The sequence below is a fragment of the Tundrisphaera macrotermitis genome, assembly GCF_051175315.1.
GTDB lineage: Bacteria > Planctomycetota > Planctomycetia > Isosphaerales > Isosphaeraceae > Tundrisphaera.
On the sequence record NZ_CP195100.1, the window covers coordinates 2860780 to 2879513 of the forward strand.

Annotated in this window: 13 protein-coding genes; 4 read left to right on the plus strand and 9 right to left on the minus strand. The window is 68.9% G+C overall.

All coding sequences use genetic code 11. The features are described from left to right. Window positions 1-69: 69 nt before the first annotated feature. A complete protein-coding gene (locus TA3x_RS11475; protein ID WP_435021288.1) occupies window positions 70-1581 on the minus strand; it encodes a Gfo/Idh/MocA family protein in 1512 nt (503 codons plus the stop codon). A 208-nt stretch (window positions 1582-1789) separates the two neighbouring features. Beyond that, window positions 1790-3433: a matrixin family metalloprotease gene (locus TA3x_RS11480; RefSeq protein WP_435021290.1), complete on the minus strand. Its 1644-nt coding sequence runs from the start codon at window positions 3431-3433 to the stop codon at window positions 1790-1792. Between the two features lie 719 nt (window positions 3434-4152). Here TA3x_RS11480 and TA3x_RS11485 point away from each other — a divergent pair. Next, window positions 4153-6045 (plus strand): efflux RND transporter periplasmic adaptor subunit, encoded by a 1893-nt coding sequence (locus TA3x_RS11485; protein WP_435021292.1) that lies wholly within the window; start codon window positions 4153-4155, stop codon window positions 6043-6045. Between the two features lie 37 nt (window positions 6046-6082). Here TA3x_RS11485 and TA3x_RS11490 read toward each other — a convergent pair whose 3' ends face one another. Both TA3x_RS11490 and TA3x_RS11495 read right to left on the minus strand, forming a co-directional pair. After that, entirely contained in the window at window positions 6083-6862 is a 780-nt protein-coding gene (locus TA3x_RS11490; RefSeq protein ID WP_435021294.1) for a hypothetical protein, read from the minus strand. Window positions 6863-7021: 159 nt separating this feature from the next. Beyond that, window positions 7022-10390, minus strand: a complete 3369-nt coding sequence (locus tag TA3x_RS11495) for a hypothetical protein (RefSeq protein ID WP_435021296.1) — start codon at window positions 10388-10390, stop codon at window positions 7022-7024. A 568-nt stretch (window positions 10391-10958) separates the two neighbouring features. On the opposite strand from TA3x_RS11495, the gene TA3x_RS11500 reads away from it, so the two are divergent. From TA3x_RS11500 to typA, 3 genes are all read left to right on the plus strand, one after another. Continuing rightward, window positions 10959-11489 (plus strand): hypothetical protein, encoded by a 531-nt coding sequence (locus TA3x_RS11500; protein WP_435021298.1) that lies wholly within the window; start codon window positions 10959-10961, stop codon window positions 11487-11489. Between the two features lie 90 nt (window positions 11490-11579). After that, window positions 11580-13040 (plus strand): S8 family serine peptidase, encoded by a 1461-nt coding sequence (locus TA3x_RS11505; RefSeq protein WP_435021300.1) that lies wholly within the window; start codon window positions 11580-11582, stop codon window positions 13038-13040. A 296-nt stretch (window positions 13041-13336) separates the two neighbouring features. Next, complete coding sequence (typA, locus tag TA3x_RS11510) at window positions 13337-15160, plus strand: translational GTPase TypA (protein WP_435021302.1); 1824 nt, start codon at window positions 13337-13339, stop codon at window positions 15158-15160. A gap of 123 nt (window positions 15161-15283) precedes the next feature. Here typA and TA3x_RS11515 read toward each other — a convergent pair whose 3' ends face one another. The 5 genes from TA3x_RS11515 to TA3x_RS11535 form a co-directional block, all read right to left on the minus strand. Further along, window positions 15284-15622, minus strand: coding sequence for a hypothetical protein (locus TA3x_RS11515; RefSeq protein ID WP_435021304.1), 339 nt, complete (start codon window positions 15620-15622; stop codon window positions 15284-15286). 30 nt (window positions 15623-15652) lie between these two features. Continuing rightward, window positions 15653-16804 (minus strand): Gfo/Idh/MocA family protein, encoded by a 1152-nt coding sequence (locus TA3x_RS11520; RefSeq protein WP_435021306.1) that lies wholly within the window; start codon window positions 16802-16804, stop codon window positions 15653-15655. A gap of 42 nt (window positions 16805-16846) precedes the next feature. Continuing rightward, window positions 16847-17122, minus strand: coding sequence for a hypothetical protein (locus TA3x_RS11525; protein WP_435021308.1), 276 nt, complete (start codon window positions 17120-17122; stop codon window positions 16847-16849). Between the two features lie 61 nt (window positions 17123-17183). Then, entirely contained in the window at window positions 17184-17552 is a 369-nt protein-coding gene (locus TA3x_RS11530; protein ID WP_435021310.1) for a hypothetical protein, read from the minus strand. A gap of 35 nt (window positions 17553-17587) precedes the next feature. Then, entirely contained in the window at window positions 17588-18646 is a 1059-nt protein-coding gene (locus tag TA3x_RS11535) for a sugar phosphate isomerase/epimerase family protein (RefSeq protein WP_435021312.1), read from the minus strand. Window positions 18647-18734: the final 88 nt, after the last annotated feature.

The window sequence follows — 18734 nt, forward strand, 5'->3', positions numbered from 1 at the left end:
CGGATCGCGGCCACGACCGAAGGGGTTCGGTCGTGGCCGCGCGGTGGGGCAAATCGATGGATTCGGCGATCAGACGCTCTTGGCGGGGTCGCGTCCGTCGATCCAGTCACCCTCGAGCTTCTGGTAGTCCTTCGGGGTCAGGGTCGACCCTTCGAGGGGGTCGGCCTTCCAGCCCGGGACCTGGGCGGGCTTGCCGCGCTCGTGGCTGATCTTCTCCCACTTCTTGGACCAGGAGCTGTCGGCCTCGGAGACCTTGCCGTCGGCCTTGTCGAAGTAGTAGGCCTTGCCGTAGCGGTAGGAGTCGACGCCCAGGTTGACCGTGGCGATGGCGGCATAGCCGGTCTCGGCCGGGCACAGCGTCTCGGCGTTCCGCGACCGGAGGCACTCGATGAAGTGATCCCACAGGGCGCGGGTGTCGCGGTCGCCGCCGGCGTTGAAGTCGACCTTGACCTCCTCGCCGCCGACGGCCTTGTTGGACCCCGGAGGGGCCGGCTGGCCTTCGATCTTCTGCGGGCTGATGCGGAACGTGTTGCCCCCCTCGAAGGCGATCGTGCCGGTGTGGCCGCGGATCACCTCGCCGAGCTGGACGTCGTTGCACATCGTGGCCGAGATGATGATCTGGCATCCCTCGTCGTAGTCGGCGACCACCGTCGCGACATCCGGGACGTCGCGGCCGTCATATTCCATATACAGGCCGCCGGCGCCCACGACGCGGCGGGGGAACCGCACGCCCATGGCCAGCAGGATATGGGTGAGCTGGTGGACGAACAGGTCGGTGTACATGCCGCCGCCGAAGTCCCAGTAACAACGCCACTGGGCATACTTGGCGCGGTTGAAGGGCTGGTCCGGGGCGAGGCCGAACTCGGTCCCGAGGAACATCTTCCAGTCGACCGTTTTGGGGGTCATGTCCTCGGTCAGCTTGTAGTACCGCCACTGGCCCATCGAGCTGTTGCGGTAGTAGCTGGTCTGCGCCTGGAGGACGTGGCCGATCCGGCCGGAGGTGATGACCTCGTTGGCCTTGCGCCAGATCGGATGGGCCGTCGACTGGACGCCGACCGTGAAGATCTGCCCGGTCCGCGCCTGCGTCTCGGTGATCTTCTTGGCCTCGTCGATCGTATGGCACATCGGCTTTTCGCAGTAGACGTCCTTCTTGGCGTCCATCGCGTCGATGGCCATCTTGGCATGCCAGTGGTCGGGCGTGGCGATCACGACCGCGTCGATGTCCTTGGACTCGAGTAGCTTGCGATAGTCCTTGGTGACCTTGGACTTGTCGTTGCTGTCGATCCCGCAGCGGTCGGCCGACGGGTAGAGGCCGCGGCCCACTTCCTTGTTGCCGTCCCACACGTCGGCCACGCCGACGATGTCGACGGCCTTGCCTTCCTTCTTCATCGCCAGGAGGTGGCCGATGTGGGCCTGGGCACGACCGCCGGGGCCGAGGATGGCGAAGTTGATGCGGTCGTTGGCCCCCTTGACCGCCCCGATAGCGGGGTGGGCGAAGGCACCGGTGCTGAGCAGGGCCCCCGTCGCCGCGCCCGTGGTCTCCAAGAAACCACGGCGAGACACCGTCTTCTTCTCAGTCATCGCCTTCTCCTGCTGGGGACTCGATCGGGAACGGAGAGGATCAGTCGGACGGTCCGGCCGCGGTGAGGGGATTCGGGCCGGTTCCCCATTATGGTGGCGTCGGGGCCGATCGAGATCAACAGATTTTATCGATCGGCTGCGAATTTAGGGCCGACGCGCCCCGCCCAACGATCTCGAGTGGCAACATCGGCGTTGCCGGCCCGATCGCTCAACGATTTCTGGAGAGCCCCTGATTGACCAGGGCCCTCGCGGCCAGCCTGGCCGCCTTCTGCGCGGCCTTCCTCCGGGCGGCGGCCTGCGCCGCGGCGAGCCGTGCGGCCTTGCGGGCGGCCCTGGCCTGGGCCGCCTTCTGGGCCTTGGTCAGCGGCTTCGCCGGGGGCGCCTCCGGGAGGGGGATCGGAGCGATCGGGTTGGAGGCCGGGGTGACGGAGACCGAGAATCCGTAGCTGGCGACCGCCTGGCCATCCGGGGAGACGAAGATCAGCGAATAGCGGGTCCCCGGCCCCTCGGCGGTGAAGCCGATCAGGCCGACGCCGGCGGCCACGATCTGTCCCGTGGCGTTCATCACGAGGATCCGGGTGCCCTGCGATGCGACCGACACCGTCCCCGCCTGCGTCGCCGTGAAGCTGAAGTAGTCCGCGTCCGCGGCGCTGTCGAGCGTCAGCCCGTTGATGACCGTCTGCCCCAGACCGCCGAGGTTCGTCGCGGCGAAGGTCGAGTCATTCGGTTCGAATCGATCGGCCGGGATCTGGGCCACGATCGGCGTGGGGTTGGTCGGTGCCGGGGCCGGGGACGGGTTCGAGGGGGCCGGGGGCGGCCCCGGCACCGGGGACGGGTTCGAGGGGGCCGGGGCCGGCGGGAGCGGTTGGCCACCGACGAATCCCACGGCCAGGGCATAGGTGCCGACCGAGAAGACGTCGTCGGTCGCCCCCTGGACGGCGATCGTGTAGCGCTGGCCGGCGATGGCGCCGGGGATCACGACCTGGATGTCGTTGCCGTATTGCGAGGGTTGGGCATTGGCCGAGAGCACGTTCCCGGCGGCGTCGGTGACGGTCACCTTCGGGCTGAGCAGGCTGACCCCCGAGGCCAGGGCGGTCACGACGAGGGAGGAGCCGGGGGTCGGGGGCACGACCGAGAAATATTGCGTGGTGCCGATCGCGTTGAGCCGCAACCCGTCGATCTTGACCTGCCGGTCGGTGTTCAGGCCCGGGGACACGTCGATCGAGGAGGACGCCGAGCCGCCGAGGCCGGCCGCGGTGTAGAAGTCGGGGCGGCGGGGGCCGTACAGCGACTGGATCCCCTCGATGTCGTAGGTCGTGAGCGACTGCTTGATCCCGGAATAATACATGTACATGGCGGCCTGGGGCTGGGGCGATTCGCCCAGGCCCAGGGAATGGCCGAACTCGTGGAGCATGATCGTGCCGAAATCATACTGCGCGCCGGCCGCATAGCTGTGCGACGTGTTCAACTCCGCGTCGCCGGCGCCGGTGGTCCCGTTGGGCGGCGGGCCGTAGGTGCGGGCCAGGGTGGTCGCCTCGGGGAAGGCGTATCCGCCGATTCGGATATCGCCGAACCGCGAATCCCCCTGGGAGTTGCCCGACGCGTTGAAGTCGTAGCCGCCGTCGCCGACCAGGGTGAAGTCCAGGTTCGCCGAGGCCGCCCACGTCTGAAGCGCCTTGGCAATCTGGTCCTTCCAGGCGGAGCCGCCGAACTGGGCGTTCATCCGCTCATTGATGTTGTTGATCCCCCGGTCCCAGTGCACACCGTCCGGCGCGAAGCTGAACGTGATCCGCTCCGGGTTCTCCCATTGGCCGCCCATCAGCGTGTAGTTAACCCCAGCACCGGAAAGCATTTGCCGCTGTTCCAGGCCCTCCCCGACGGGGGCGAACCTGGTTTTCAAAGTGCGAGGTCGAACGCCCGCTTTGCGCGTCATGAAAGAGAAGCCCAGCATGGATGCACCTGAATCGGTCGACGAAGTGTGCCAATCACGATGAGACCGGCCGCAACCGAGGGCGTGGAGCTACCCATCGCCCAATCCGGCTCTTGCGGAAAGTCGATGCGTCCATCCGTTGGACTTGATTTGTTCGGGGGGTGTCGGCAAACCCGGCTACGTCCGCACTTCGGGGACGGCCTTTGCGCGGTTTGCCTGATCGAGGGGAAAGACAGCGAGACGAGGGGGAGGCGAACCTTCCTGTTCGTTCGGCCGCCAATCTAACACTAGGTCACGTCCCGGTACAAGGGACTAAGATTTTTCGGATCCATCGGGATTCCCCGAATAAATGGCGCGACCCATAAAGGCTGCGAAAATGCTTCAACCGAATGTCCACGGCCGGTCGGGGGGCGCCGGAGTGTTTTTGGGCCCGAATGTTGACAATTGTCGCCGATTAAGAAAGGTCGCACGATGGCGCAGGCCGGTTCCCCACCCGTCCGGGGCGGTGGCACCGGCCGCGGTGCTTGTCGGTCGGACGCCCAGAAGATACGATTTTCATGGACTTTCTCTCGCCCGCCTCCCGATCCGCCGGCCTGCCGCCGTCGGGTTCGGCGACTGGATCGAATCAACATGGGGTCGCCATGTCCTTGAACTCCCCCCCGCCCGCCCATCTTGAGATCCCGAAGACGTCGCGTCGCGGGCCGATCCTCAAAATCCTGGCGGTCGCTGCCATCGCGGCGTCGGTGATGCTCGGCGTGCATTTCTGGAGGGCGGGATACCGCCCCTCGCATGCGTGGCAGGCCCCGGTCGAGCGCCTGAAGACGGTCTCCGTCGATCGGGGCGACATGGCCGCGCTGGTGACCGAGACGGGCACCCTGGAGAGCGCCAGCAATGTGACGGTCCGCTGCCAGGTCGAGGCCCTGATCGGGATGGTCGGCGGCAGCAGGTCGGGCTCGGGCGGGTCGCGGGGCGGATCGTCGGGAGGTTCCGGGGGGGGATCGTCGGGCGGCGGGACCCAGTATTCCCAGGCCACCCCGGCCAAGGCGAGCGGCGGGGTCGCCAAGGGCGGGGGCGGGGCCAAGGGTATGACCAAGGGGGCGGGCTCGGCCTCCTCCGCATCAGCCGGGGGGGGCTCGTCGGGGGGCGCGGGCTCGGGGGGGGCCACGCCTGCGAGCACGCTCACCCGCCCGCAGATCGCCAGCTTCACGATGAAGGTCACCCCATATTCCCCGCTCCGGGTCACGATCAAGGCGCCGACGCCAGGGTCGAAGGGTTCGGGGGGAGGGGGCGGCGGGGGCGGCGGCGACTCCGAAAAGCCGGGATCGACCCGCATCCTCTGGATCAAGCCCGAGGGGACCCCCGTCCAGGCCGGGGAGGTCGTCTGCGAGCTGGACTCCGCCGCATTCAAGGACGAGGTGCTGGCCCAGCGGATCAAGTACGACCAGGCCAAGGCCTACGTGAACCAGGCCAAGGCCATCCTCGGCGTCAACGAGGTCGCCCGGACCGAGTACAAGGACGGGATCCTGCCCCAGGACCAGATGCTCATCAACCAGTATCTGAATGCTTGCATCACCGACGAGAAGCGTCTGCTCCGCAACGTCAACTGGTCCAAGGAGGCCGTCGCCAAGGGGTTCCGCTCGCCCGCCCAGCACCTCGCCGACGAGCTGGCCCACCAGAGGGCGGTGATCCTGCTGGACGAGGCCAGGGCGATGCAGGAGCGGCTCGTCAAGTACACCGCGCCCAAGCTGCTCAAGACCCTGGATGCGAAGCTGGAGGCCAATCGGGCCGACATCCTCGCCCAGGAAGGGGCCTTCCAGCTGGAGAGCGACCGGCTCGAACGGCTGGAGAAGATGGTCGCCAACTGCACGCTGCGGGCCCCCAGCGATGGGATCGTGGTTTATGCCCAGCCCCCCTCCAATGGGTGGCGGACCAGCTCGACCGTGATCCAGGAAGGGGTGACGGTCCGCGAGGGTCAGGCGATCTTCGAGCTGCCGGACTCCAGGCACATGCGGGTCAAGGCCCGCGTCAACGAGTCGAAGATCCGCGAGGTGCAGATCGGCCAGCGGGCGATGATCAAGGTGGACGCCTTCCCGGATCGGGAGTTGGCCGGCTCGGTCTCCGAGATCACCGCGATCCCCGCGCCGGGGGCCGGGCCCTTCTCCGACACCCGGGTCTACTTCGTCAACGTGACGATCGATGACGGGGCCTTCGAAGGGCTCCGGAGCGGCCTGACCGCCGAGATCTCGTTCCTGGTCGGCCGGCGGGCCGAGGTGACCCGGGTGCCGATCGCCTCGGTCCGGTGGAACCGGGGGCGGAAGTTCGTCGCCGTCGCCACCAATCCCGAGCGGACCGAATGGGAGTGGAAGCCGATCGAGCTGGGGCTGATGAACGACGCCTATGCCGAAGTCCTGAGCGGGCTGGAGGTCGGCGATCAGGTCGTCATCGACCCCCACGACCTCCGGCGGGCCTTCCCGGACGAGGTGAAGCCGACGCTCCAGGCCCGGGGCGAGGCCGACGGCAAGCCCAGCGGCTGATCGCGAGGCGACCGGCCCGGCCCCGGCCCGGGGCGGATCACTCCTGCTCCCGGGCCCGGGGCGAGATCCGGACGTCGAGGCCGATCGACGTCGTGGAGATCTCCCAGTCTTCGCGATCCCAGCCGACGATGATGCCGGTCGCTTCGAGCCGGTCGAGCATCTGCTCGACGAAGGCGGGGACGCGGTTCTCGAACTCCGAGACCAGGTCGAGCTTCCGGCCGATCAGGTTGAACAGGCCCCGGATCGTCGACGGGCCTTTTTCGAGGATCCGGCTCCGCCCCTCGGGGGAGGCCGGGTCGGGCCCTTCCAGGCTCAGGGACATCGAGCGGAGCAGGCGGCCGAAGTCGCCGAACCAGGTGTCGCGATAGCCGAAATAGTCGCGGTGGATGATGTAGAGTTCGCCGCGGCGGACGATGGCGGCCTGGTAGACCGACTCCAGGTGATTCTCGCCGAAGTCGGATTGGAAGGCGATGTTGATCGCCTTGGCCAGGTGTTGCAGGGCGCCGCGGACCCCGATGACGTCGGGGTCGACGTCCATGGCCAGGTCGCGGAGCCCGCCCGCCTTCCGCGCGGTGACGGTGCCCGTGCCGGGATCGGCCGAGACGGCCACGCCCAGGCCCACGTCGCCGGTCGTGGTCGAGGTCGGCAGGACCGGCGGGACGCCCGGAGGGGCGATCGCTCGGGGGGGCGGGGCCGCCATCGGCGGGCGGGGTCGCCCCGGGGCCGGCCTGGGGGCGGCCTGCGGCGGCGGGGTCGGGGGGGCGGCCTGCGGCGTCGGGGCGGGCCGCTTCGGGCCCTTGGTCGGTGGTTGCGGCATCGGGCGGCTCCGGGGTCGCCGGCCCGAGGCGGGCGTCGGGGCGATCCCCCCGACGACACCCCTTCGATGGCCGGCGATGCGATGGGAGTCATCCTATCGGGTCCGGCCGCCGCGCCGAAGCCGGCGGCGGCGAAATCCGATCCCGGCCACGCCCTCCGGTCAACGGCCGGGTTTCCCGGCCTTCCGCCCCGCCGATCCCTGGCGTGCCGTCCGCATCGCCCGAGGTGGCGCCGCGATCGGCCGGGAGGCGAACAGGAAGAGGTGACGACCGCGCCCGGCGGGCTTCCAGAGATTCTTCCAGAACCGCCCGACGCTCGCGGGCACCAGGGCCCTCGCGGCGATCATCGCGGACGGATTGGCCGCGGCGGGCAGGGAGGAAGCGGAGACCTCCGAGCCCTCGTCGGTGCTCCCGACTTCCGGGGCCGAGGGCCACGCGGCCAGTTCCGCCGGATCGGGAAGGGGCCCGGCCTCGTCCTGCGCCCCGGGGGCCAGCAGGGCCGACGGCGGCTGGATCATCGGCGAGGCGGGTGGGGAGGCGGGGAGGCCCGGGGCCCCGGCCGGGGGGATCAGGAACACACCCGGCGGCTTCATCCCGATCGGCGACGGCGCGGGGGGCTCGGGCGGGGTCGGAGGGGCGGGCAGCGGATCGACCGGGGCCGGGACCGTCGGGGTGATGGGCCCCGACGGCGGGGTCGGCGGGGGCGGATCGACCGTCGGGGTGACGACCGGCGGCACGGCCCGCGTCGTCACCAGGGGGTCGATGGGCTGCGGGGCCGGTCGCCCGTAGGCGACGCCGTTGATCGTGACCGAGGCGATCGAGGTGTAGCTCGGCGGGGGTTCGACGCCCTCCCAGGCGACCGTGTTGTTGGACGACGTGATCCGGATCGTGCTCGGGTCGAGGAACCGGGAGGCCTCGGCGTGGGGCACGATCGCCTGGCTCACGACCCGGGCGTACGAGTCCGCGAACTGGGTCCGGACGATCGTCGGGTTCTGATACGAATACTGGAAGGCGTTGTCGTTGAACCGGAGGAAGCCGTAGGTCCGCCCGTACGAGGGGGCGAAACCGCGTTCGACATAAATGTTCACCCCGCCCAGGGCGTCGATGATCGTGTTGTGCTCGATCGTCGCCTCGATGGGGAGATACTGGTTGGCCCGGTGGTCGTCGTACTTGACGAACACCTCGAACCGGATGGCCTGGCTGGTCAGGTGGTTGCCGTTGCCATCGCGTTCGATGCTCCGGTCCCCGAGGAAGGTGTTGCCCGAGACCCGGGCGTTGAGGATCGAGTCGGACAGGACCAGCCCGGTGGAGACCGTCCCCCGGACGTCGATCGTGTTGCCCAGCACGTCGAGGTGGTTGTGGGCCGGGACCAGCGAGAAGTCGAACGTGCCGGCCGGCAGCGGGGAGGCCAGGACGAAGTTGGTGCTGTCCGGGTTGACCAGGTACTGGACCAGGGGGATCGACGTGCCGGCCAGCGGCCCGTTCAGGATCACCAGGACCACCGGCCCGGCGCCCGGGGCGAACCGATCGGTCTGGCTCCGGGCGATGGTGATCACCCGGCGGTCGTAGGAGGCCACGGCCGAGGAGGAGACCCGGGTCGCCGCCAGGCTCCCTTCGAAGAGCTTGCCGTAGCCCTCGAAGACCATGATCTCCGGGTTATTGCGGGGGTTCCCCTCGGAATAGCCGCCCGGGTTGGGCGGGATCAGGCCGACGTTGCCGGTGACCGTGTTGCCGATGATCGTCAGGCCGTAGGAGCCGTTGTTGGCCGTCAGGAAACGGTCGATCGCCCCCGTCTTCACGCCCGAGGTGGCGATCAGGTCGGCCCCGGCGTTGCTGACCAGGTTCCCGCTGATCCGGACGTCGTGCGAGCTGTAGAGCGAGAACGCCGTGTCGGAGACGGTCCCCGCCACGCCCCCCAGGACCTTGTTGTCGCTGATTGTCCACGGCCCGCCCTGGACCGCCACCACGCCGCCCCGGATGGTGTTGCCCGAGATCACCCCGGAGGCGTACGGGCCGCTGTCGAAGGTGGCGAGCGTGCTGATGGCGTAGTTCTGGGACGGGTTGGCCCCGAACGGGACGAACGGGGCCTGGATGTCCAGGTTGAGGAGGTTCAGGTCGACGCGCGGGACCTGGCTGTTGTCCTGGCGGTTGCTGATGATCGCCACGCTGGTGGCGTCGGCCCAGCCCCCGTAGGTGAAGTTGACGGTCGGCTGGGCGAAGCGGATCTTGAACCCGTCGAGCGTGACGTGGCTGGAATAGATGTTGATCGCCCCCTGGACCACCGTCGAGAAGGTGAAGTTCAGGGTCACGTCGGGGCTGGCCGCCTTCAGGTTGACCCCGGCCCGGACGTCGAGCCGGCGGTCCAGGGTGTAGACCCCGCCGGTGGACCCGGCGGTCATCGTGATGTTGCGATAGGGCGAGCCGGGGTTCAGCAGGGTCTGGATGTCGACGACCTGGGTCCGCCCCGCCGCGTCGACGTAGCTGACCATGTTCGGCGTGGCGGCCGAGGTCGGGGCGATCGTCACGGAGGGGGCGGACGCGGCGATCGGCCCGCCGTCGCGACGGTTCAGGTCCATCCCGGAATCGGCCGGGATGGCCACGTCGATGATGTGCTGGGTCGCATTCCCGACCGAGCGGAAGGACAGCGTCATGGTCGTCCCGGATTCGTCCCGGAGCGGGGCGAAGTCGATGTTCGCCGCGGTCCGATCGGTCGAATAGGCGAGTGATGCCCCGAGTTCCCACCGGCCGTTGGTCGAGCCGTAGGTCCAGTAGCGGCCGGTGGTATCGGTCAGCACCAGACTGGACGTGTCGATCGTCGTGCCAGCGGGCAGGCCCGCCAGCGCGATCCGGGCCCGGCCGTCGGGCAGCTGGCCGGCATAGGTCGCGGCATAGGCCCCGAAAGCGATCGGCGGCGAAATCGGCGGGGCGCTCGCGAGGTCCTGCCCGATCAGGTCGTCGACGGCGACGATCAGGGCGGGGTTGGTGGCCCAGGAGTCGCGGGCCGCGCCCCCGCCGGCCGTCCGGTAGGAGACGGAGAGCCGGAGCTGGCTGGTCTGGCCCGGCGAGCCGTGGCGATACTCGCCCGTCGCCGGGTCGTAGACCACCGAGGTCGGCCCGAGCGTGGCCCGGGGCAGGGTGACCATCGCGACGCCCCCCGTCACCTCGTCGACGACCTGGACCGTGGGGCTGATGTAGAGGGTGTAGTTCCGGAACGCATCGCCCGGGGCGAATGGGGCGGGGTCGACCACGATCGCCGCATCGGCCCGCGTCTGGTCCCCAAACGACCAGCGCGTGCCGTCGGGCCCCTCGATGCGGACCGAATCCAACGTCCCGCCACGGCCGTCGGCCCCCGCCGGGAGGCTCACCTTGAGTTCGAGGTTCCGGACCCCGCCGGGTCCGATCGACGCGGTCGGGCCCGCGAAATCGAGGTCGGTCAGCCCGAGATACGAGGCCGAGACGGCCATGAGGCGACGGCTTTCGAGAATCTCGGCGCGCGGACCGATCCAATGACCGCGGTTGGCGCGTCTCATCGTGCTGCGATCCTCTGCAATCGGGGTGCGGGTTTCAGGATGCTTCGACGTCGCCGATTCGAAAGGGGCTGAGCGACGATGGAAGTCGAGAGGGGACCGTTCGATCAGGCTCGGTGGATCCGAAGGCCGGGATGCTCGCGGCCGGATTCTGCCCCGGGAAATCTAGGATGCGAAACCCGGATTGTCACCAGGCGTGATGGTGAAAAGGGGTTGGAGCGGTAACTAGGGGGAAATGGGTAATTTTCTCGATTATGAAATCCAGCCCTGGCATTGTCAAACGTTTCGGGGCACGAATGTCGATAATTCGGCCCCATTCGCCGCGACGTCCGGCGGGCGGCGCGAGGGCCCCTGCGAACCGGGGGGGATCGATGATCGTATCCAAGGATGACCGCCTCCTGGGGCCGCCCGGCGGCTCGCCCGCGGTGGCCTGGGGCATCACCGGGCGTCGATTCGCGGCGGTCGGCTTTTCGGCCCCGGTTTCCCGCCCTATGATGATTCGGCGAGGGATGAGTCCGCGAGTCGGAGAGGAGGCACCATGATTCGGCGTGGCATGAGGATCGGGTTGGGGTTGGCCTTGCTCGCGGCGGCGCCCGCGATGGCCGGCGAGCTCGATTCCGAATTCGGGGTGAAGTCGCGGGTGCCCGTGGGTCCTGCGGCCGTCGCAAACGCCGCCCCCGCCGTGTCGGAGCCGGCGGCTCCCCGATCGAGCGAACTCGACCGGGAGGCGCCCACCCAGGCTTATCGCCACGGTTTCGGCGGCTTCGGCCATCGCGGTTTCGGCGGCTTCGGCCACCGCGGCTTCGGCTACCGCGGTTTCGGCGGCTTCGGCTACCGCGGCTTCGGCTACGGGCGCGGCTATGGAGGCTTCGGCTTCAGCAGCTTCGGGCTGGGCCTGGGCTTGGGCGGCTACGGCCTCGGCTATGGCCTGGGTTACGGCGGCTATGGCCTCGGCTATGGCGGCTACGGCCTGGGTTATGCCGGCTATGGGATTGGCTACGGCGGATATGGCCTGGGTTATGGCGGATACGGCTATGGGTATCCGAGCTACGGCTACGGCGGGTTCGCCCTGAATATCGGGATCGGCAACGGCTGCTGGTGATGATCGCCCGCGCATCGGGATGGCACGATAACCCGGCCCCTCGTCGTCCTCCGGATCGGCGAGGGGTCGTGCGTTGAGGGGAGGCCGCGGATGAGGATCGCTCCGGCCCTGGGCTTCGTTCTCGCGGTGATCGCCGGGCCGGCCGGGCTCGGCCAGGCCCCGCCGTCCGATCCGCCGACCGCCCCGGTCCGGGTCGCACGGTTGGCGGATGCCGCGGGCCTCCGCCGACGCCTCGGGCTGACGCCCGAATACGAGAACCTCGCCCGGGTCGACGCGATCCGCATCGCCGTCCTCGACTATGGCTTCGAGGGGATGGGCCCGGGGCGGCCTTATCTCCCGGATGGCACCGAGTTGATCGAGCATTACGACCCCGAGTTCGTCCGCCGCAACGGGCTGGGCGATCCCGAGTACCGCAAGGGGTTCGAGCCGGGCAACCGCCACGGCCGGGACATGGCGCAGATCATCTGGGCCATGACCGGGTCGAGGCCGCGCGGTCCCCAGTTCGTGCTGCTCAACGCCAACGGCCCGACCATGCTCCGCCGCGCGGTGCGGTACGCGATCGAACGGCAGGTCGACGTCATCCTCTTCAGCGGATCGTTCGAGGGGGGGGGCAATGGCGATGGGCGGGGGCCCATCGACCACGTCGTCGACGAGGCGGTGGGCCGGGGTATCCTCTGGATCAACGCGTCGGGCAACCAGGGGGGGCGCGTCTTCACGGCGCCGGTCCGCCCCCTGAGCGATGGCTATCTCCGGCTCCGGGACGGGGCGGACATCGCCTCGATCCGGTTCCGCAACCGGGTCGACGAGAACACCGTGATCGTCACGCTCACCTGGAACGACTACCGCGAGGAGGAGGACGCCGGCACCGACAAGGACCTCGACCTGTTCGTCGAGGACCCCTCCGGACGCGTGGTCGGTTCGGGCGAGAAGGTCCAGACCTCGGGCGATCGCGAGGTGACCGACGCCGAGACCCGGAACCCCCGCGAGCGCGTCGTCCTGGCCAACCTGCCCGCCCTGCCGGTCGTCTCCAACCCGGAGGCTACCTACCGGATCCGGGTCCGGGCCCGGGCGGGCCGATTCGAGGAGACCGACCGGATCCGCATCCTGGTGACGGCGGCCCGCGAGACCTTCGTCCTCCCGGGAGGAACGACGCCCGAGGAGGCGGTGACCTTCCTCGACGCCTCGAATCGGTCGGAGATCTATCCGCCCGCCGATCACTCCGGCGTCCTGACCGTGGGGGACGCCAGCCCCTCCTCCTCGGTGGGCCCGACCCTCGACCGCCGGATCAAGCCCGACGCCGTGATCGCCGATTCCCGGGTCGACTTCACCGATGGGCTCATCACCTCGGGCTCGTCGAATGCCGCCGCGCAGGTCGCGGGGGTGGTCGTCCTGCTCAAGGCGGCCGAGCCGGCGTTCAATCCCCGGCACCTCCTCCGGCTGGCCAGGCAGGGGCCCTTGCTCTCCCAGGGCGACCGCGCCTCGCTCGGCCTCCGCTCCTGGCAGACCCCGGGCCGGGCCCGGCTCGCGGATTTGGTCCGCACGGGCCGCTGACGGCCGAGGCCCCCGCGCGGCGGACGCCCGGGCCGGGGAGGGAGGGGAGGGTGCAGCGGCGTGCCATGAAGATATGAACGGGCCTGATCGGCGGCCCCGGGCCCGACGCCGGCCGGGCGGGGCTCCTGGGCCCGCCCGCGGAGGGGGAAACGGACCGGGCGGGCGAGGCTCGCGGCAACCGAGCTTGTCTGAATCGACAAACATGCGTACAATCAAGATCCTGGCCGTCCCAAGCCCTCCGACGCTCCCATCCTATTCCTAGATGGCCCGCCACTCCACACGGCGGACTCGATCCCATGATCCGACGCGAAGACATTCGAAACGTGGCGATCATCGCGCACGTCGACCACGGCAAGACCACCCTGGTCGACGTGATGTTGCGGCAGTCCGGGCAGTTCCGGGCGGTGCAGCTCACCCAGGATTGCATCCTCGACTCCAACCCCCAGGAGCGGGAACGCGGCATCACGATCCTGGCGAAGAACATCGCGATCAATCACGGGTCGACCAAGATCAATATCATCGACACGCCCGGGCACGCCGACTTCGGCGGCGAGGTCGAGCGGACCTTGCAGATGGCCGACGGCGCCCTGGTGCTGGTCGACGCCTTCGAAGGCCCGATGCCGCAGACCAAGTTCGTGCTCCGCAAGGCGTTCGCCAACGGCATCAGGCCGATCGTGGTCATCAACAAGGTCGACCGCCCGGACGCCCGCCCCGACGAGGTGCTCAACGAGATCTTCGACACCTTCGTCGACCTCGGCGCCAATGAGGAGCAGCTCGACTTCTCCTACATCTTCGCGTCGGGCAAGGGCGGGTTCGCCTCGCACGATCCCAAGGCGACCTCGGGCGACATCAAGCCCCTGCTCGACCTGATCGTGGCCAAGGTGCCGGGCCCCGAGGTCCACCCCGAAGGCCCGTTCCAGATGCTCTGCACCACGCTGGACTTCTCCGAGTACGTCGGCCGGATCGCCATCGGCCGGATCGCCTCGGGGACCGTCAAGAAGGGGCAGAAGATCGTCCTGATGAAGGCCGAAGGGGTCCAGAAGTCCTGCACGGCCGACGGCGTCCTCGTCTTCGACAAGCTCGGGCGGACCGAGGTCGACCAGGCCGAGGCCGGCGACATCATCGCCCTGGTCGGCGCCGCCGGCGTCGACATCGGCGACACCCTGGCCTCGACCGATGCCCCGTCGGCCCTGCCTCGGATCGAGGTCGACGAGCCGACCCTGAGTATGATGTTTACGGTCAACGACTCGCCTCTGGTGGGCGAGGGGCAGTTCCTCACCTCCCGCCACCTCAAGGACCGCCTCGACCGCGAGCTGCAGTCCAACGTGGCCCTGCGGGTCGAGCCCACCGAGGAACGCGACTCGTTCATGGTCTCCGGCCGCGGCCTGCTCCACCTCTCGGTCCTGATCGAGAGCATGCGACGCGAGGGCTTCGAGCTAGCCGTCGGCAAGCCCGAGGTGATCCTCAAGCGGATCGACGGCGAACTCCACGAGCCGTTCGAGTACCTGGTCGTCGACGTCCCCCAGACCCACATGGGCCCGGTGATGGAACTGGTCGGCGCCCGCCGGGGCGAGATGCTCCGCATGGACGTCAAGGGGGTCTACGCCCACCTCGAATTCGTGATCCCGGCGCGCGGCCTGCTCGGCCTGAGGAACCGCCTGATGAGCGGCACCCAGGGCGAGGCGATCATGCACCACAACTTCCACGAGTACCAGCCCTTCAAGGGGGACATCCCCAAGCGGGCCAACGGCGTGATGATCAGCATGGTCAACGGCCAGGCCGTGGCCTTCGCGATGGACTCGCTCCAGCAGCGCGGCACGATGTTCATCGCCCCCGGCGACGACATCTACGCCGGCATGATCGTCGCGGAGAACGCCCGCGGCGACGACATGACCGTCAACCCGTGCAAGGAAAAGAAGCTGACCAACATGCGGGCCTCGGGCTCGGACAAGAACGTCCTGCTCAAGCCCCCCCGCCTGATGTCGCTCGAATACGCCCTCGAATACATCGAGGCCGATGAGCTGGTCGAGATCACGCCCTCGAAGATCCGCCTCCGCAAGAAGGAACTCTCCGAGGAAGGCCGCAAGCGCGCCGGCCGCAGCAAGGCCGTCAGCGTCTGATCCATCGAGCGATCGCCGAAACGATCCGGGCCGGGGCTGGCTTCACCAGTCCCCGGCCCGTTCCGTTTCACCAGGTCGATTGCATCGGGCGACGGGGTGCGAGGTCGGGCGGGCGCTCGATCCTCAGCGCCGAGGCTCCTGGATCGCCCCGCGGTCGCCCTGCGGGATGGTCGGGACCCCGCGTAGCGGGTCGAGGAAGGTCCGCCGGAACTTCCAGCCGCGATAGCCCTGGGCGAGCAGGTAGAGCCCGGCGACGATCAGGGCCGAGGCCATCCAGGAGTCGATCCCCTCGGCGTAGGTCTTGAATTGCTCGGGGAGGATCGTCCTCCAGCCGGGTCGGGCCCCGGGCGGTATGGTCCGCGCCAGGGCCCAGGCCGTCCGGCGATAGAGCAGCACGAGAAGGCCGGAGCCGCCCAGGATGAAGGCGGCCCCGGTCGCCATCTTGGCCGTGGGATTCTTCACGGTCGATGATCGCTCCGGTCGGGGTCGAACTCAGACCGGGACGACGGTCTGCCACTGGCCGAGTTCGGCCGAGTCGAGCACGGCGTCGCACACGGCCTGGGTCGCCAGGGCCTCGCGGAAGGTCGGGCTGGTCGGCTTGCCGCCGTCGAGGCCGGCCAGGAAGTCGGCCACCTGATGCACGAAGGTGTGCTCGTAGCCGATCTGGAGGCCGGGCACCCACCAAGCTTTCATGTAAGGATGGTCGGGGTCGGTGACGTGGATCGACCGCCAGCCGCGGGTGATCCCCTCGTCGCCGTAGTCGAAGTATTCCAGGCGATGGAGGTCATGGAGGTCCCACTTGAGGGAGCCCTTCTCGCCGTTGATCTCGAACGTGTACAGGGCCTTGTGGCCGCGGGCGTAGCGGGTCGACTCGAACAGGCCGAGCGAGCCGTTGTCGAACCGGCAGAGGAACGAGCAGGCGTCGTCGATGGTGACCGGCTCGACCTTCCCGGTGAGGTTGTGCTTCCGCTCCTTGACGAACGTCTCGGTCATGGCGGTGACCGTGGTGATCGCCCCGTTGAGCCACAGCGCGGTGTCGATGCAGTGGGCGAGCAGGTCGCCCGTCACGCCCGACCCGGCGGCGGCGGCGTCCATCCGCCAGAGGCCGGCGCCGCCTTGCGGCAGCTCGGCATTGATGGTCCAGTCCTGGAGGAAGTTGGCCCGGTAGTGGAAGATCCGGCCGAGCCGTCCTTCCTCGATGAACTGCTTGGCCAGGGTCACGGCCGGGACGCGGCGGTAGTTGTACCAGACGGTGTTGGGGACGCCGGCCTTCTCCACGGCCTCGACCATCTTCTGGCCCTCGACCATGTCCATGGCCAGGGGCTTCTCGCACAGGATCATCTTGCCGGCCTCGGCGGCGGCGATGGCGATCTCGGCGTGCGAGTTGTTGGGCGTGCAGATGTCGATGGCGTCGATGTCGGGGCGGGCGATCAGCTTGCGCCAGTCGGTCTCGACCGACTCGTAGCCCCAGCGGTCGGCGAACGCCTGGGCGGCCTCCTGGCTCCGTCCGCATACGGCCTTCAGGACCGGGCGATGGCCGGAGTCGAAGAAGTCCCCGACGCGCTTGTAGCCGTTGGAGTGGGTCCGGCCCATGAAGCCGTAGCCGACCAGACCGATGTTCAGGGGTTTCTTCGTCGCGGCCATGATGTCCCCGATGGGTGCGAGAAAGGTTCGATGGGGGCGGGATTACTTGGGTTGGACCGGGGAGCTGAGGTCGAGCCAGGGCTGCCCGGCGAGGTGTGGCGGTTTCGACCAGCAATGCCCGGTTTCGGTATCGATCACGATGATGTAGCCATTGCCCGAACCGATGCCGACCATCTGATAGCGGCCCCCCGTGACGCGGGCCGAGGGCGACTGGGCCGGCGGAGCCTGGGCGTCGGTCGGCTTCACCCCGAAGGGGAACAGGCAGAGCGAACCCAATCCGACCGTCATGAGGGTGGCTGCCAGGGCCCGTCGACTCATCGAAGACTCCTCGGTGTGAGCGGTGTGCCCGGGGCATCACCGATGTTGCCGTGGTGTGCGATCAAGGGATGGCCCCGGATGAGGGCAGGGTCGTCGGGACGTGGGCCCGAGAGGTCGGTGTGGGCCTGGGGCCGAATTCGTCCCAGGCCGGCGGCTTGCTCGCCGGGCTCGGCTCGGGCCGACGCACCGGCGGGGTCCACTCCTCCCAGGCGGCCTTCTCGCCGCCGCGCGGCCGTTGCCAGAGCCGCCCGGTGGCGGTGTCGAGGATCACGATCCCTTCGCCCCCGGAGTCGATGGGCTGGTAGCGGCCGACGGGGCCGGGCGACTCCAGTCCCTCGTCGATCCGCCTCTGGCGGTTGAACTGCTCCCACTGATAGGCCACCGCGCCGACGAAGACCACCAGGAGCCCCATCATGATCATCTGGATCATCGTCGTGACTCCCGTGTGGACCACGTCGGCGGGGTTCAGGCCTGCCAGCCGTGCTGGTCGCGGACGGCGATCATCGTGCGGAGGATGTCGTTCCAGGTCGAGGGCCGGCCCATGACCTCGTTGGGGAACATGCAGCCGTCCCAGCAGATGTGGTTGAACTTCTTGGTCAACTGGCCCTTCTCGTCGCGGAGCCAGTAGCCGGCGTGGCGGGGGATGTCGAGCTTGCCGTTGGGGTCGGTGGCCTGGCAGTGGCGCCCGGTGTGGTCGTGCGAGCCCGAGCCGAACACCGTGGCGTCGTTCTGGGCGACGTGGAAGTCGATCGTCCAGGGGCGGAGGGCGTCGGTCAGGGTCTTCAGGGCGGCGTCGAGCGTGGCGCCATCCTTCCAGTCATACCCGGCCGGGAGGATGCGGTCCTCGGGGGCGTTCTCGCCCAGGGTGTAGAGCAGGGTGTGGGCCATGTCGGCCTGGAAGCCGACGGTCTCGGGCTCGCCCACCCGCTCCAGCAGGTCGACCATCTTCCGCCACGAGTGCATCCCGCCCCAGCAGATCTCCCCCTCAGCGGCCAGTTTCTCGCCGTGGTCGCGGGCGATCTTGCCGGCTTCCTTGAAGGTCTGGGCGATCTTGTCCTGCCCCTTGGGGTCGGCCGCCCAGTCGCCGGGGCCCGTGCCCGAGTCGATCCGCACCACGCCATAGGGCCGGATGCCCAGCTCGCGCAACCGGCGGGCGATGTGGCAGCCCTTGTGCACCTGCTTCAGGAAGTTGGTCCGGCCTTCCCCCTCGTCCATCGCCGACCCGCCGCCCGTGGGGGGCCACACCGGGGCGACCACCGAGCCGACCGTCAGCCCCCGCGACCGGATCCGATCGGCGAGGTACTTGAGGTCGTCGTCGGAGCTGTCGATGCTCACGTGGGGGTCGAACAGGAACAGGTCGACGCCGTCGAACTTGACGCCGTCGACCTCCGCCGCGGCGGTCCAGTCGAGCAGGGTGTCCAGGGGGATCGCCGGTTCCGACCCTTCCCCCTTGCCCACCACGCCGGGCCACGCCGCGTTGTGCAGCTTGGGGAAGTTGTTGGCATGGCTGGCGGCGGTGCTCATGGTCTTGGTCCCTGAGGCGGAGGTGGGTCTTTGGAGGGCGTAGGCTGGGTCGAGACCCAGCTGACATTGAACGAAGCGAAGCGTCGTG